The organism is Cupriavidus sp. USMAHM13, assembly GCF_001854285.1.
In the GTDB taxonomy this organism is placed as follows: Bacteria; Pseudomonadota; Gammaproteobacteria; order Burkholderiales; family Burkholderiaceae; genus Cupriavidus; species Cupriavidus malaysiensis.
Genome location: NZ_CP017752.1, coordinates 2,154,328 through 2,168,826, shown reverse-complemented (window position 1 = coordinate 2,168,826; position 14,499 = coordinate 2,154,328). Strand labels below are relative to the sequence as shown.

Here is a 14,499-nt window from a genome sequence, read left to right as displayed (position 1 = left end):
CATCCCCGGCATGCGCACATTTCCCTTGATTCCGGGGGCGATGCACAGTGAAATCTACGTCCCATCACACAGTCGGGCCATGCGCCCGCGACCTCATCATGCAAGCATTCTCTGCCGAGCATCGGAAGAAGGCCCAGGCCTTCCGCGATCGCCATTTCCAGGGCGAGGGTTTCATCATTCCCAATCCCTGGGATGCCGGCACGGCCCGCCTGCTCGCCCATGCCGGCTTCGAAGCGCTGGCCACCACCAGCGCGGGACTTGCCTTCTCGCTCGGCCTGCCGGACGGCGCGGTGCCGCGCGAACGGGTGCTGGCCCACCTGGAGGAGATTGCCGCGGCGACCGGGCTGCCTGTCAGCGCCGACCTGGAGAACGGCTACGCCGACGCGCCGGAAGATGTGGCCCGCACCATCCGGCAGGCCGCGCAGGCCGGTGTCGTCGGCGCCTCCATCGAGGATGTCACCGGCCGCGCCGACGCGCCCTTCTACGACATCGGCTTCGCCGCGGAACGGATCCGCGCGGCGGTGGAGGCCGCGCGCGCCCTGCCCATCCCCTTTACCCTCACGGCACGGGCCGAGAACTTCTTCCTCGGCAAGCAGGACCTGGCAGACACGATCGCCCGGCTGCAGGCATTCCAGGAAGCCGGCGCCGACGTGCTCTATGCACCGGGCCTGAGCCGCAGCGAGGATATCGCCACGGTGATACGCGCGGTGGACAGGCCGGTCAACGTCCTGGCCGGCTTCGGCGGCTCGACGCTGAACGCACCGGAACTGTTTGCCCTCGGGGCCCGGCGCGTCAGCGTGGGAGGCGCGATGGCGCGCAGCGCCTTGGGCGCCTTCATGCAGGCCGCGCGTGAGATGCAGGAGCAAGGCAGCTTCGGCTACATGCGGACTGCCGCGAGCGGCGCGGCGATCAACGCGATCTTCCGCCCCTACGCGACCAACTGATCCGCGTGGGCGCCGCCGTGGCAGCGCATGCTGCCGGGAAACATGCCATTTGCGCCGGCATTGGCTTGCTCTCCCATTCTTTGCCCTTGGCGCTGCTCCCCTTCCTGGCTGAGCTTCCCATGGCGGTGCGCGCGACCCGCTCAGGTCTGGCGCATGAACGCCGAGACCAGGCCGGCCACGGCAGCCGGGGCATCTTCCAGGCAATAGTGGCCGACTCCCGCCAGGCGCTTGACCGGCGCCGCGGGAAAGATCTCGGTGAACAGGGGCAGGAAATGCTCAGCGCCGAGCGTGCGGTCCGCCTCTCCCCAGATCGCGAGCGCCGGTTTGCCGCGGATCGCCCGCTCCGCCGCCGCATCGGGCGTTTCGAAGCGGTGAGCACCGGTGGCGAATCCCTTGGCCCAGCCGATGGCGCCCAGGCAGTCGGCCGGCGTGGCGAATGGCGCGGCATAGGCCGCCAGCCAGGCATCGCTGATGATGGCGTTGTGTTCGAAGCCGTTCAGTTTCAGCGTGCTCAGGATATTGAAGCCGAGCTGGCCCAGCACGGTTTCCAGGCTGCCGTCCGCTTCGGCCTTGGCGATCCACCGGAACCACGGTGACTCGGCGGCATTCGCCATGACTCGCTGCGGCAGGGTCGCCTGCCCGAAGGGAGTCGGACCGTTGGCGCTGATGACGCGGCGGATCCGGTCCGGATGGCGGGCTGCCAGCCCCATTCCGACAGGACCGCCGAAGTCGTGCATCACGAGCGTGATGCCGGTGAGGTCGAGCGACAGGACCAATCGTTCGAGATTGTCGATGTGGTCCTGCAGCCAGTAACTGCGGCCTTGGGGCGTTTCGCTCTTGCCGAATCCCATATGGTCGGGAACGACTACGCGCCAGGTCCCGCGCAGCGTCTTGATGAGATCGCGGAACAGGTAGCCCCAGGTTGGCTCGCCGTGCAGGCAGAGCAGGACTTCGCCGTCGGCGGGGCCTTCATCGACGTAGTGCATGCGGAAGCCGGGGCTGTCGGTGAAATGGGGGGTATAGGGGAAGGTGCCAGCCAATGTTGTCGCGTGATCGGTCATCGTTCGTTCCTCCATCTTTTTTGGTTGCAAAATAAAACCAGATGGAATTTACAAGGCATGGTTTTGTTTTGCAACCACCTGGTGATGAGGGGTTCTTGCTGGGTGGGCGTGGTGCATGTCGGGCGGTGTTGGTGTGCGGGGCAACGGCCTGTTTCGGCTCTCGTGACTTGGTGCTTTGGTTGGGGCGATGTCGGTGTGCGAGGCAAAAGCCTGTTTCGACTCCCCTGCGGGGAGCCGACCTACTTTCTTGTCTTGCCAAGAAAGTAGGCAAAGAAGGCGCGCCGGGTGCGGCTTAAAACCCCCTCGCGTGCTGGGGCAAAGAGCGGCCGGGCCCCAACTCGGATCGCCTTAAGGCGATCCTCAGACAGGGGGCCCTCTTTTCCGCTCCTTGCCCCAGCCCGCGAGGCGCCGCACACGGCAGGGAACAGACGCCACGCCTCGCTTCGCTTCGGGTGGGGGGTGTTCGGCCAGCTCGCTGGCCGAACACAAAGAGTCAGCGAACCAAGCCATTACGCAAGAACGAGCCGAGCCGCATACCAACGGTTTGGCCTTTCCCTCCCGTGTGCGGCGCCTCGCGAATGGGCCCCGGCCGCCGATGAAGCCCGTCCGCTGTCTGGGCGGCCGCAGGCCGCGAGTTCGGACGGGCGCGGCGGACGGGGCTAATTCGCGAGGGGGGGGGCGCCGCACCCCGGTCGCCTTTCTTTGCTTACTTTCTTTGGCGAGATGTATAGACCGGGGACATGGTGGACAGGTGTACGAGGACATGGTTGACACTTCACGGCAGAGTTTCTGCCGGAGTCCGTCATGCCCTGGAGCCCACGCGACACCATGAGCCTGCGCCACGAATTCGTCCTGCTCGCCCAGCAAGAGGGCTGCAATCGCCGCCAGCTATGCCAACGCTACGGCATCTCCCCGCAGACCGGCTATAAGTGGATTGCTCGGTACACCGAACAGGAGATGGCTGGCTTGGTCGAGCGGTCGCGCCGGCCCGCGACCAGTCCGACCCGAACGGCGGAGGAACTGGAGCGACTGGTCGTCGACCTGCGCCTGCAGCACCCGGCTTGGGGCGGGCGCAAGATCAGCCGGCGGCTTCAGGATCTGGGCCACACACCGGTGCCGGCTCCGAGCACCGTGACGTCCATCCTGCATCGACATGGCCTGATCTCACCCGAAGCCTCGGTCAAGGCCCAGCCCTGGCAACGCTTTGAACATGCGGCGCCCAATCAGCTGTGGCAAATGGATTTCAAGGGCGGCTTTCGCACGCACGATGGCCAGATGTGCTCACCATTGACGGTACTGGACGATCATTCCCGCTTCGCCGTCACGCTGGCCGCCTGTACGCAGACCCACACTGCTGTGGTCCAGGAGCACCTGGCCCAGGCCTTTCGCCACTTCGGACTGCCTTGGCGTATCAACGCCGACAATGGGGCGCCGTGGGGCAGTCCTTCACAACCGGGGCAGCTCACCGGCCTGCGGGTCTGGCTCATCCGGCTGGGCGTGCGCCTGACCCATAGCCGTCCCGCCCATCCTCAAACCAATGGCAAGGACGAACGCTTTCACCGGCCGGGGCCCATTCGCGAGGCGCCGCCCACGGGAGGAAAAGGCCAAACCGTTGGTCTGCGAGCGGGCTCGCTTTTGCATAACGGCCAGGTTTGCTGAGCCTTTGTGTTCGGCCAGCTGCTGGCCGAACACAGCCCGCCCGAAGCGCAGCGAGGCGTGACTTCTTTTCCCTGCCGAGTGCGGCGCCTCGCGTGCTGGGGCAAAGAGCGGAAAAGAGGGCCCCCTGTCTGAGGATCGCCTTAAGGCGATCCGAGTTGGGGCCCGGCCGCTCTTTGCCCCAGCACGCGAGGGGGGATTGAGCCGCACCCGGCGCGCCTTCTTTGCCTACTTTCTTGGGCAAGACCAAGAAAGTAGGTCGGCTCCCCCGCAGGGGGAGTCGAAACAGGCCGTTGTCACACTGACCGATACCACTCGAATCCACGCGCAAAAGCCTTGCGTCACGAAAGCCAGTCGGCTCCCCGCAGGGGGTCGAAACAGGCCGTTGCCCCGCAGAGCAGCATCGCCCGAAGACAAGCACCAAGTCCAATCCAATACCAGCATCAAAAAACTTACGAAAACCATCACGCACCAGTCACCCCGCTGCCACATGCTTGCGGCTTTCCCCCAGGAGCCCCCAAGCATGACCAGCCTCGCCCTGTTCGACCTCGACCACACCTTGCTGCCGCTGGACAGCGAGTACGAGTGGACACGCTACCTGGTGCGCGTCGGCGCCCTCGACGCGGCCGAGGCTGATGACTACAACGCGCGCTGGCTGGAGGCCTACCAGGCCGGCACGCTCGACGCGCGTGCCCACGCGCGCTTTGCCCTCGGCCTGCTGGCGCGCCACCCCCGCCTCCGGCTGGAGCAATGGCGCGCCGACTTCATGCGCGAGGTCATCGAACCGGCTTTGCTGCCGGATGCCGCGGCGCTGCTGGCGCATCACCGGCACGACGGAGCGCTGTGCTGCATCGTCACGGCTACCTGCCGCTTCGTCGCCGAACCGATCGCGGTGCGGTTGGGCGTGCGGCATCTGATCGCGGTGGAGGCCGTGGTCGATGGGAGCGGTGAGTTCACCGGCGAACTGGAAGGCGAGCCCAGCTTCGGCGCCGGCAAGGTCGTGCGCGTGGCACAGTGGCTGCAGGCGCAGAACCTGCGCCGCGAGGCCTTCGATCGCATATTCTTCTACAGTGATTCGCGCAACGACATCCCGCTGCTGGAGCAGGTGAGCGACCCGGTCGCGGTCAACCCCGACGCCTCGCTGCTGGCGCTGGCGCGCGCGCGCGGCTGGCCGGTGCTGGCGCTATCCACCGATGCCCCGGCCGGCGCCGCGCTATCGGCGGCCTGAGGCAGCCTCAGGCGGCCCGAGGCGGCGGCACGCGCGGGCACCGGCAGGCCGGACTTCCCCCGCCGTCGCGGCCATGTCATGCCGGATTCACAAAGCGTCGCCATCATCACTGCCGCCGCCGCCTCGGGATACGGTGGAACGAGGCGGAAGAAGCGACCCCGGAGACCGAACGCGCATGGCATCGCCCGACCCGCGCAGCGCCAGCTTTGCCGAGTATGAGCAGCTCCAGGACATCCTGGCGGCAGGCGTCGGCGTGCTGCGGGCGCGCGTGGCCTGCGAGGTCAGCACGCAGGGCCACCGCTTTGCCGTCTACGTGGCCTGCCTCGGCAGCGAGGCGCCGCAGGCGCCGGCGATCGGCATCTTCGGCGGCATCCACGGCCTGGAGCGGATCGGCACGCTGCTGGTGCTCGACTATATGCGCGCGCTGCTGGGCCGGCTCGAATGGGATGAGCTGCTGCGGCGCCAGCTCGAATCCGTGCGGCTGGTCTTCATGCCGATCGTCAATCCGGGTGGCATGTGGGCCGGCACACGCGCCAACCCCGCCGGCGTGGACCTGATGCGCAATGCGCCGCAGGACGCCGAGGGCGCGGTGCCCTTCCTTGCCGGCGGCCAGCGCTACGGCGCCTGGCTGCCGTGGTACCGCGGCCGCGCCGGCGCGCCGATGGAGAGCGAAAGCGCCGCCATGCTGCGCGTGGTCGAGGAGGAACTGCTGCCGCGCCCGCTCAGCTTCGCCGTGGACTGCCACTCCGGCTACGGCTGGCGCGACAGCATCTGGTTTCCCTATGCGCGCACCACCCGGCCCATGCCTCACCTGGCCGAGATGTTCCTGCTCAAGACCTTGTTCGAGCAGGCCCACCCGCACCACGGCTACGCCTTCGAGCCGCAGAGCCAGCAGTACCTGCTGCACGGCGACCTGTGGGACTACGCCTACGACCGTGCGCGGGCGCCCAACCTGTTCCTGCCGATGACGCTCGAACTCGGCTCCTGGCTCTGGATCAAGAAGAACCCGCGCCAGCTCTTCTCGCGCCAGGGTATCTTCAACCCCATCATGGCCCACCGCACCGCGCGCGTGCTGCGGCGCCACGTCAGCCTGTTCGATTTCCTCGGCCGCCTGGCGGTGGCGCCGCAGCGCTGGCTGCCGCACGACGAGCAACGCGAGCGCCTGCGCCAGGCCGCGGCCGCCCACTGGCTCGGCGGGGAGCGCCGGTGAGCGGCGCTCCCTGGCTGCTGCTGCGCGGCCTCTCGCGCGAAGGGCGGCACTGGGCCGAACTGCCGGCACGCATGGCCGCGCAGGGCCTGGGGCCGGCCGTGCTGGTCGACCTGCCCGGCTGCGGCCGCCATGCGCGGGTGCCGGCACCGCTCACGGTCGGCGCCATGCGCGACTTCGTGCGCGCGCAAGCGTGCGCAGCGGGGCTGCGGCCGCCCTACCGCCTGCTCGCCATGTCGCTGGGCGGCATGGTGGCGCTCGACTGGGCGCAGCAGCATCCCGGCGAGGTGGCCGCGCTGGTCCTGATCAACACCAGCATGCGGCCCTATTGCCGCGTCGACCAGCGGCTGCGCCCGCGCGCCTGGCCCGCGCTGCTGGCGCTCGCCGCGCGCTGGCCGCGCCACGCCGAACGCGAACGCCTCATCCACGCGCTGACCTGCCGGCGCACGGATACGCTCGACGCCGACCTGAGCGCCTGGAGCGAGATCGGTGCCAGCGCGCCGGTCAGCCGCGCCGCGGCACTGCGCCAGCTGTTCGCCGCGGCCCGATTCCGCGCCCGCCCGGGCGCGCCCGCCTGCCCGGTGCTGCTGCTGTCATCGGCCGGCGATGGATTGGTCAGCCCGCGCTGCTCCGAGCGACTGGCCGGCGCCTGGCGGGCGGAGCTGCGCTGCCATCCCTGGGCCGGCCACGACCTGCCGCACGACGATCCCGACTGGCTGGACCGTACCCTGCGCGAAGCTGTTGCACGCTGAGCCCCGCGGAGCCCGCCCCGGGGATGCCGCGCCCCGCCGATGCGGCTACACTCCTGCCATGCAAGTCCTGACCCGATCCCCTGCCCGTCCCGACCGGAGCGGCCGATGACCCGCCCGAGCTCACGCAAACCCTTCCCGCTGGCACGCTGGCTCGCCGGCGCCGCCTGCGCGGCGCTGCTGGTGGCGCTGGGCCGCGAGGCCCTCTACCTCGCGGTCGAGCACGGCGCCTTCCAGCCGTCCCGCCTCGGCCCGCTGACCCCGGAAGACTTCGGCGTACCGTCGCAACAGTCCACCTTCGACAGCGGCGACCGCACCTTGCATGCATCCTTCGTGCGCGCCGCCGAGCGCGATGCGCCGGCGCTGCTGGTGTACCACGGTGACGACGAGAGCCTGTCCGACTGGGCCCGCGCGCAGGCCCTGCTCTACCGCGCGGGCATCAGCAGCTTTGTGTTCGACTACAGCGGCTATGGCGCCAGCAGCGGTCACCCCACCGTACGCCATCTGGAAGAGGACGGGCGCCAGGCCTACCAGCGCTTCCTGGCGGCAACCGCCGAGGCGCCGCGCCGCTACGTGCTGGGCTACTCGCTCGGCACGGGAGTGCTGCTCGGCCTGATCGACACGCTGCGGCCGGCGCCGGCCGGCGTGGTGATCGCCGCCGGCTTCAGTTCGGCGCGCGCCGCGGCCGTGGCGACCGGCATCGTGCCACCCTGGCTGGCGCCGCTGCTGCCGAATCCCTGGGACAACGAAGCGCGCGTGCACGAGCTGGGCCTGCCGCTGTTGCTGGTCCACAGCCGCAGCGACGAAGTGATTCCCTTCGCGCAGGCGGAACGGCTGGCGCGCGCCGCCACCGGCCCGCACCGGCTGCTGGCCCTGGACGGACTGGTACACAACGCCGCCATCGAGGCCGACGAAGCCGCCATCTTCTGGTCGCCGATCGCGGCCTCGCTGCGCAGCGGCGCCCTGGCCGTCGCGCCTCCGGCGCACGACGCTCGTCCGCCGGCCGGCACGCCGGCGCGGCACGGATAGCGGGATAGCGCGCGGGAAAGCCGCTGAACGGCGCGAAGACGGCCGTTGCGGCCGAGGCAAGAGGAAAAGCAAGAAGAAAAAAGAGGGGAAGGCAGGCGCACGTTCCCGGAGCCGAGCCCGGCCCCGCGCCCGGGCGGCGCCGGCGCGCTGCGGTGCGCCCACACCAGCGGTGACCGGTCAATCTACTCCTGCCGCGCGCATCCGGCAACCGGCCATGTGGATGAGTTGCGACGCTGCCGCGTGTCACAGTGGCGCCCGGCATTCTTGTCTATAGTGCTCACATGGCCAGAACATCGAATCGCCGCTGTTGACAGCCCTGGAGGTACTGCCATGCGTTTGTTCGCGAACCTGTTCAGTCAGCCCACCCCGGAAAAGATCGCCGCGCGGGAACTGGAGAACATGAGGCTGACGCTGTTCCAGGCTGAACGACGATTGCTGGAAGCACAGATGCAGGTCGACTATTACCGCGATGTCATCGCCTTCCTCGAGGACGTGGCGGCCACCGGTGTCGAGGGCGTGGTCGACAAGCGCCGCGCCGCCGCTCGCCCCGCCGCCGAAACCGCGCCGGGCGCGCGCCTGGCCCCCGGCCTGACCACGGTGCCCATCGTGCCCTCGGCCGCCTGACGGGGCGGACGCGCCCCGGCGGCGTAGCGGGCCGGCGCCCGCCATACCGGCCATCGCCGGCTGTGCGATACTCGCGCGGCCGGCCGGCCGCGCGTTGTGGCCTGGCACGGGCACTCCCCAGGAACAGGCCATGAACGAACTGCTGCCCGCCATCGAACTCGAGACCGCGCCCGCGCCGGCGTTCACCGTCATCTGGCTGCACGGCCTCGGCGCCGACGGCAGCGACTTCGTGCCGGTGGTACCGGAACTCGGCCTGCCCGCGGCGCCAGGCGTGCGCTTCGTCTTTCCGCATGCGCCCGCCATGCCGGTCACGTGCAACGGCGGTTACGTGATGCCTGCCTGGTATGACATCTACACCCTGGACAACGCGCGCCGCCATGCCGATGAAGACGGCATTGCCGCCTCCTGCGAGGCGGTGCGTGCGCTGATCGCCAGGGAGAACGCGCGCGGCGTGCCCTGTGCGCGCATCGTGCTGGCAGGCTTCTCGCAAGGCGGCGCGATCGCCTATACGGCCGGCCTGACGCATCCGGAGCCGCTCGCCGGCATCATCGCGCTGTCCACCTACCTGCCGGCACCGGCCCTGGTGGACGCCGGCATGCGGGCGGACAACCTGGCCACGCCGATCTTCGCCGCGCATGGCAGCGAGGACGACATCGTGGCGCCGGCGCTGGGCGAGCAGGCACGCGACGCGCTGCGCGAGCGCGGCTGCCAGGTGGCCTGGCATACCTACCCGATGCCGCATTCGGTGTGCCTGGAAGAGCTGCGGGACATCGGCGCCTGGCTGCGTGCACGGCTGGCCGCGGCGCCGGCCGGCGAGCCCTGAGCGGGACCTGAGCGAGCCCGATCGAGCCGGCCATATGGTAGTCTCGCGTCCTTCCTGAATTCCGCCACCCCGTGCACGGCATGAAGCCCGCCCCGATCGTCCGACTCGATTTCAATACCCGCAAGGCCCTGCTGTTCGCGCTGACCGCCGAGCGGCTGTCCGCCTACTACGAGCACCGCACCTGGCTGACCGAGGCCCAGGGCGCGACGCTGGCCGCGCAATGGCTGTCGCGCTCCAAGCTGCAGCTCGCGCTGGCTGAGCGCCGCCTGCTGTCCGAGCTGAGCGACGAGTTCGCGCGCCAGCTCGCCGGCACGCTGTCGCGCGAGGCTGGGCTCTATGCCTCGCACGAGATGATGGAAGCGCTCGACCCCAACTACCAGTCGGCCTTCGCCCACGACCTGCTCGACGAGTGCGCGCGCCTGCTGCGCGAGCGCGGCGTGGAAGAGTAAGGCAACGGTAAGGCAACGGCGGCGCACGGCAAGCGGCGCAGCGGCGCCTGCGCGCGCCGCAGTGCAGGCTCAGCGGCCTGTGGTGCGCGCGGCGCCGCGGCCCCCGCGGCCCCCGCGGCCCTTCTCCAGCTCGGCCATGTCGAGGCGCCGGAACACCGCGGCCGAGGCCAGTGTGATCAGCCCCACGGTGAGGAAGGCCAGCCGGTAGGCACCGCCGCCCATGCCGGCGTGAGTGGTGAACAAGCTCACCAGCCCGCCGCCGATGGTCACACCCAGTCCGATCGCCAGCATCTGCACCATCGAGAAGAGGGAATTGCCGCTGCCGGCGTCTTCCCGGCTCAGGCCCTTCAGCGTAACGCTGTTCATGGCCGCGAACTGCATCGAGTTGGTGGCGCCGAACAGCGCCAGCTGCGCCGCCGCGAGCGCCATCGGCCAGCCCGGCGCGATCGCCGCGAAGGAGGCGATCGACGCGCCCACCAGCACGGTGTTCACCAGCAGGAAGGTGCCATAGCCGTAGCGGTTGACCAGCGGCACGATCCAGCGCTTGGCGAGGGCGCCGGCCAGCGCCGCCGGCAGCAGCATCATGCCGGAGTGCAGCGGCGAGTAACCGAGCTGAAGCTGCAGCAGCAGCGGCAGCAGGAACGGCACCGCGCCCGAGCCGATGCGGCACACCAGGTTGCCGGCCAGGCCAACGCTGAAGTTCGGCTCGCGGAACAGCGCCAGGCGGAACAGCGGCGCGCGGCTGCGGCGCGCATGGGGGATATAGAGCAACGCCGACAGCAGGCTGGTGGCGAACAGCGCGCCGCTCCACAACGCGTGGGCCGCGCCGCCACCGCCGCCCGGTGCGTCCAGCGCGAGCGAGAAGGCCACCATGCACAGCGACAGCAGCCCGCAGCCCAGCCAGTCGAAGGGCGGCGCCTGCAGGCCGCGGTCGGCCGGCAGGTAGCGCAGCACGGCCGCCAGCCCCAGCACGCCGATCGGCACGTTGATGAGGAAGATCCAATGCCACGACACGCTCTGCACCAGCCACCCGCCCAGCATCGGCCCGAAGATCGGGCCCACCTGGCCCGCCACCGAGACGAAGGCCAGCGCGGCGATGTACTGCTCGCTGGAGACATTGCGCAGGATGGCCAGGCGCCCGATCGGCAGCAGCATCGAGCCGCCCAGGCCCTGCACCACGCGGGCCGCCACCAGTTGCGGCAGCGTGTGGGCGCCGGCGCAGAAGAGCGAGCCCAGCACGAAGATGAGAATCGCGGCGAAGTAGACGCGGCGGGTGCCGAAGCGGTCGGCCAGCCAGCCCGAGGCAGGCGTCAGCATGGCCATGGTCAGTGTGTAGGCAACCACCACCGGTTGCAGCGCCAGCGGGGTCTCGTTCAGGCTGCGCGCCATCGAGGGCAGCGCGGTGTTGACGATGGTGGTGTCGAGCGTCTGCATGAAGAAGCCGGCGGCGACGATCCACAACATCGGCATGCGGGGGGAATCCTGGGTCATTGTCCTTCTCGGTAGTGCCGCATGCCGCACGCCGTGGCACGCCGGGACTGCTGGCATGTTAATCAGCCGCGCACCGATCGTGAACCCCGCTGGCGTCATTGACTGCCATCGGATTTGCCGATGACAATGGCGCATGCTCAATCCGGTCTGGATCCAAACCTTCGCCACCGTGGCCGCGGCCCGCAGCTTTACCGACGCCGGCCGCCAGCTCGGCCTGTCGCAGTCCTCCGTCAGCGAACACATCCGCCGCCTGGAGGAAAACGTCGGTCGCCGGCTGTTCGTGCGCGACACCCATTCGCTGGCCATGACGCCCGACGGCGAGGCCCTGCTGGTCCACGCACGGCTGATCCTGCAGGCGCTGGCGCGCGCCGAATCGCAGTTCAGCGCGCCGCGCCTGCAGGGGCGCGTGCGCCTGGGCACCTCCGACGATCTCGCCCAGGGCCCCCTGCCCAAGGTGCTGGCGGCCTTCCGCAACTCGCACCCGGACGTGGAGCTGGAGATCACCATCGGCATGACGGGCAAGCTGTACGAACTGATGGATGCCGGCACGCTCGACCTGATGATCGGCAAGCGCCGCGACGGCGAGCGCCGCGGCGTGCCGCTGTTCCACGGCGCGCTGGAATGGCTGGCGGTGCCGGGCACGGTGGCCGACCTGAGCCGCCCGCTGCCGCTGATCCTGGTGAATGAACCGAGCGTCACCCGCGCCGTCGTGCTCGACACCCTCGCCAAGGCGGGCGTACAGTGGCGCATCGTGTGCTGCAGCAGCAGCCATTCCGGCTGCGTGGCCGCCGCACGCGGCGGCCTGGGCCTGACGGTGCGCGCGCGCGACCTGGCCGGGCGCGGCCTGGTGCCGCCGGTCAATGCCGACAGCCTGCCGGCGCTGCCCCAGGTCGAGTTCATCTCGCTGGCGGCGCGGCGCCTCAGCCGCCCCGCCGAGACGCTGCTGCGCCTGCTGCAGAAGAGCGACCTGCGCGGTTCGCGGCTGGACGACTGAGGCCGGCCGCCCTCCGCCCGTGCCGGCAACGGCACCGGCCGCGCCGGCCTGCCGGTCCCTCCCCCGTCCAAACGGTTGAGGTCATCCAAAAGCATGTCACCCGATTTACCGCGCCGCCTCCAACCTCCGGCCACTGTCCCCGTGCCCACACATATCGCTTAATGGACCTATACAAGGCCGCCCGCTACGTGGCGACCCGCACAGACGGGCAGCCGCTGTCGGTGGCGTCCGCTTGGTGGCGTCCGCTGCCGATGGCGTCCGCCTTGGTCTTCAGGGGAAACGGGGAGAAGCGCATGTTGGAAACCATCGTCGACCTGTCCGGCAATCAACTGCTGAAGCGCCTGCCGGAGCGCGAACGTACCGCCCTGCGGCCCTACCTGGAGCCGGTCAACCTGCGCGCCGGCCAGCTGCTGAGCGATTCGGGGCAACGCATCCGCCACGTCTATTTCCCGATCAGCGCCATGATCTCCATGCTCTCGCTGCAGGAATCCGGCAGCACCGTGGAGCTGGCCTCGATCGGGCACGAAGGCCTGGCCGGCCTGCCCGCGCTGACCGGCGGCGAGACCATGCCCAACCGTACCGAGGTACGCAAGAGCGGCGTGGCGCTGCGCATCGCCGCCGGCGACCTGCGTGCCCAGTGGCCCATGCTGCCCACCCTGCAGCGCATGACCCTGCTTTACATGCAGGCCCTGCTGACGCAGGTGGCGCAGACCGTGGTCAGCGTGCGCCACCACTCCCTCACCGAGCAGCTGTGCCGCTGGCTGCTGCTGGCACTTGACCGCGCCGCCGGCAACGAGCTCGACGTGACCCAGCAGACCATCGCCGACATGCTGGGCGTGCGCCGCGAAGGCGTCACCGAGGCGGTCGGGCGGCTGGTGCAGCTGCACCTGATCGAGCACAGCCGCGGCCATATCACGGTGATCGACCGCGCCGGCCTGGAGGGCTATTCAGGCGAGTCGTACCGCATCGTCAAGCACGAGTTCGACCGGCTGCTGAGCACGACGGCCTGAGGCAGGCCGCCTCACAGTCCTGCCGAGGGCAAGGCTCGGTAGGCGCCGAACAGGTGATAGGGCGTGGTCGACGGCATGTCGGTGCGCAGCACCTCGCCGGCCGGCCCGAGCACTTCATGCCAGCCGCCGGCGTGCAGGAACCGCGCCTCGAAGCACCCGGCCCACTCCGCCAGCGTGGCCAGCGAGGCCGTGCTGCCCTCCAGCGCCAGCGCGCGGGCGAACTCCGTCTGCGCCCAGATGCGCTGGGTGGCGTCCGTCACGCTGCCATCCGCCGCCAGCGCCGCGCCGACGCCCTGGGTGGCGGCATCCACGCCGAAGCGTTGCGCGAAGGCGAAGGCGCGTCGCAGCGAGGCCTCCAGCGCCGATCCGCCGAACACGGCCGGCGCCATCGCCACCAGCGCAAACCACTCGAACTGGTGCCCCGGCTCGATGCGGTTGCCGGGCTCGCCCTGCGGCAGCTCGGCCACGCAGCCGTTGCCCGGATCGACGAAGCGCGCCAGCACGGCCTCGCCGATCTCGCGCAGGCGCTGGCCGTACCAGGCGTCGCCGGCAATGCCATAGGCGGCCAGGTAGGCCTCGGTCAGGTGCATGATGGGGTTCTGCAGCACCGGCGCGCCGCTGTCCCCATAGCCGGCATCGAGCGCGGAACGGTACAAGCCGGCGCCGTCGGCGAAGCGTGCCTCGATCAGCGCCGTGGTGCGCGCCATCAGCCGCAGTGCCGCCTCGCTGCCGCTGCGCTTGTGGTACTCGGCGCAGGCGAACACGGCAAAGGCGTAGGTATAGAGGTCGCGCGCCCGGTCCAGCGGCTCGGCGGCCGCGTCGACGCTGTAGATCCAGCTGCCCTCGCCGTCGCCGAAGCAGGCCTCCAGCGAGGCGAACAAGGCCGCCGCGTGTTCCGCGTCGGCGCTTCCGGGCAGGCCCGCGTGGGCGAACACATAGAGTTGGCGCGCGCAGGCCATGGCACGGTAGCGCACCGGCGGCAGCGGCGCGCCGCTGCCGCCGTCGAGCGCCTCGTAAGGCAGGCGCAGGGTGGGGTTCCAGCCGGCGCCGCGCCACAGCGGCAGGATGGTGCCCGTGTAGTGGCGGACCAGGGCGTCGACGCGGGCAGCGAGTCGGGGCGGGACGGTGGATGAGGCAGGCATGCGGCGTGTGATGGACAGGGTGCGGGAGGGCGCAAGCCGGCAAGATACTGGAAATGGCGCGCCGGCGGAAGTCCGTTGGAGCCCCGCGCGCC

Annotated in this window: 13 protein-coding genes and 1 pseudogene; 11 read left to right on the top strand and 3 right to left on the bottom strand. The window is 70.0% G+C overall.

Annotated elements, in window-relative coordinates; all coding sequences use genetic code 11:
* Positions 1-98 precede the first annotated feature (98 nt).
* Positions 99-944: an isocitrate lyase/PEP mutase family protein gene (locus BKK81_RS27830; RefSeq protein WP_071019601.1), complete on the top strand. Its 846-nt coding sequence runs from the start codon at positions 99-101 to the stop codon at positions 942-944.
* Between the two features lie 140 nt (positions 945-1,084).
* On the opposite strand, the gene BKK81_RS27825 is transcribed toward BKK81_RS27830, so the two are convergent.
* The gene (locus tag BKK81_RS27825; protein ID WP_071019599.1) at positions 1,085-2,005 is read right to left on the bottom strand and encodes an alpha/beta fold hydrolase; all 921 of its coding nucleotides are present in this window, start codon (positions 2,003-2,005) and stop codon (positions 1,085-1,087) included.
* Between the two features lie 804 nt (positions 2,006-2,809).
* Here BKK81_RS27825 and BKK81_RS27820 point away from each other — a divergent pair.
* The 8 genes and pseudogenes from BKK81_RS27820 to BKK81_RS27785 form a co-directional block, all read left to right on the top strand.
* Positions 2,810-3,568: pseudogene (locus tag BKK81_RS27820) on the top strand (IS481 family transposase); the annotation flags it as partial.
* 616 nt (positions 3,569-4,184) lie between these two features.
* A complete protein-coding gene (locus BKK81_RS27815; protein WP_071019597.1) occupies positions 4,185-4,889 on the top strand; it encodes an HAD family hydrolase in 705 nt (234 codons plus the stop codon).
* Positions 4,890-5,064: 175 nt separating this feature from the next.
* Positions 5,065-6,099, top strand: a complete 1,035-nt coding sequence (locus BKK81_RS27810; protein ID WP_071019594.1) for a M14 family zinc carboxypeptidase — start codon at positions 5,065-5,067, stop codon at positions 6,097-6,099.
* The gene (locus BKK81_RS27805) at positions 6,096-6,848 is read left to right on the top strand and encodes an alpha/beta fold hydrolase (RefSeq protein WP_071019592.1); all 753 of its coding nucleotides are present in this window, start codon (positions 6,096-6,098) and stop codon (positions 6,846-6,848) included. The genes BKK81_RS27810 and BKK81_RS27805 overlap by 4 nt, the downstream gene beginning before the upstream one ends.
* 105 nt (positions 6,849-6,953) lie before the next feature.
* Positions 6,954-7,874, top strand: a complete 921-nt coding sequence (locus tag BKK81_RS27800) for an alpha/beta hydrolase (protein WP_071019589.1) — start codon at positions 6,954-6,956, stop codon at positions 7,872-7,874.
* Between the two features lie 330 nt (positions 7,875-8,204).
* Positions 8,205-8,498 carry a hypothetical protein gene (locus BKK81_RS27795; protein WP_071019586.1) on the top strand — a complete coding sequence of 98 codons (294 nt, stop codon included), beginning with the start codon at positions 8,205-8,207 and terminating at the stop codon, positions 8,496-8,498.
* A gap of 130 nt (positions 8,499-8,628) precedes the next feature.
* Entirely contained in the window at positions 8,629-9,321 is a 693-nt protein-coding gene (locus tag BKK81_RS27790; protein WP_071019583.1) for an alpha/beta hydrolase, read from the top strand.
* An 80-nt stretch (positions 9,322-9,401) separates the two neighbouring features.
* Complete coding sequence (locus BKK81_RS27785; RefSeq protein WP_071019581.1) at positions 9,402-9,770, top strand: hypothetical protein; 369 nt, start codon at positions 9,402-9,404, stop codon at positions 9,768-9,770.
* Positions 9,771-9,839: 69 nt separating this feature from the next.
* On the opposite strand, the gene mdtD is transcribed toward BKK81_RS27785, so the two are convergent.
* Complete coding sequence (gene mdtD, locus BKK81_RS27780; RefSeq protein WP_071019579.1) at positions 9,840-11,261, bottom strand: multidrug transporter subunit MdtD; 1,422 nt, start codon at positions 11,259-11,261, stop codon at positions 9,840-9,842.
* Between the two features lie 133 nt (positions 11,262-11,394).
* On the opposite strand from mdtD, the gene BKK81_RS27775 reads away from it, so the two are divergent.
* Both BKK81_RS27775 and BKK81_RS27770 read left to right on the top strand, forming a co-directional pair.
* Positions 11,395-12,255, top strand: a complete 861-nt coding sequence (locus BKK81_RS27775; protein WP_071019577.1) for a LysR family transcriptional regulator — start codon at positions 11,395-11,397, stop codon at positions 12,253-12,255.
* A 293-nt stretch (positions 12,256-12,548) separates the two neighbouring features.
* On the top strand, positions 12,549-13,265 hold the full coding sequence (locus BKK81_RS27770) for a Crp/Fnr family transcriptional regulator (protein WP_071019574.1): 717 nt from the start codon (positions 12,549-12,551) through the stop codon (positions 13,263-13,265).
* 11 nt (positions 13,266-13,276) lie between these two features.
* Here the strand turns inward: BKK81_RS27770 and BKK81_RS27765 are convergent, their stop codons facing one another.
* The gene (locus BKK81_RS27765) at positions 13,277-14,407 is read right to left on the bottom strand and encodes an AGE family epimerase/isomerase (RefSeq protein WP_071019571.1); all 1,131 of its coding nucleotides are present in this window, start codon (positions 14,405-14,407) and stop codon (positions 13,277-13,279) included.
* Positions 14,408-14,499 lie beyond the last annotated feature (92 nt).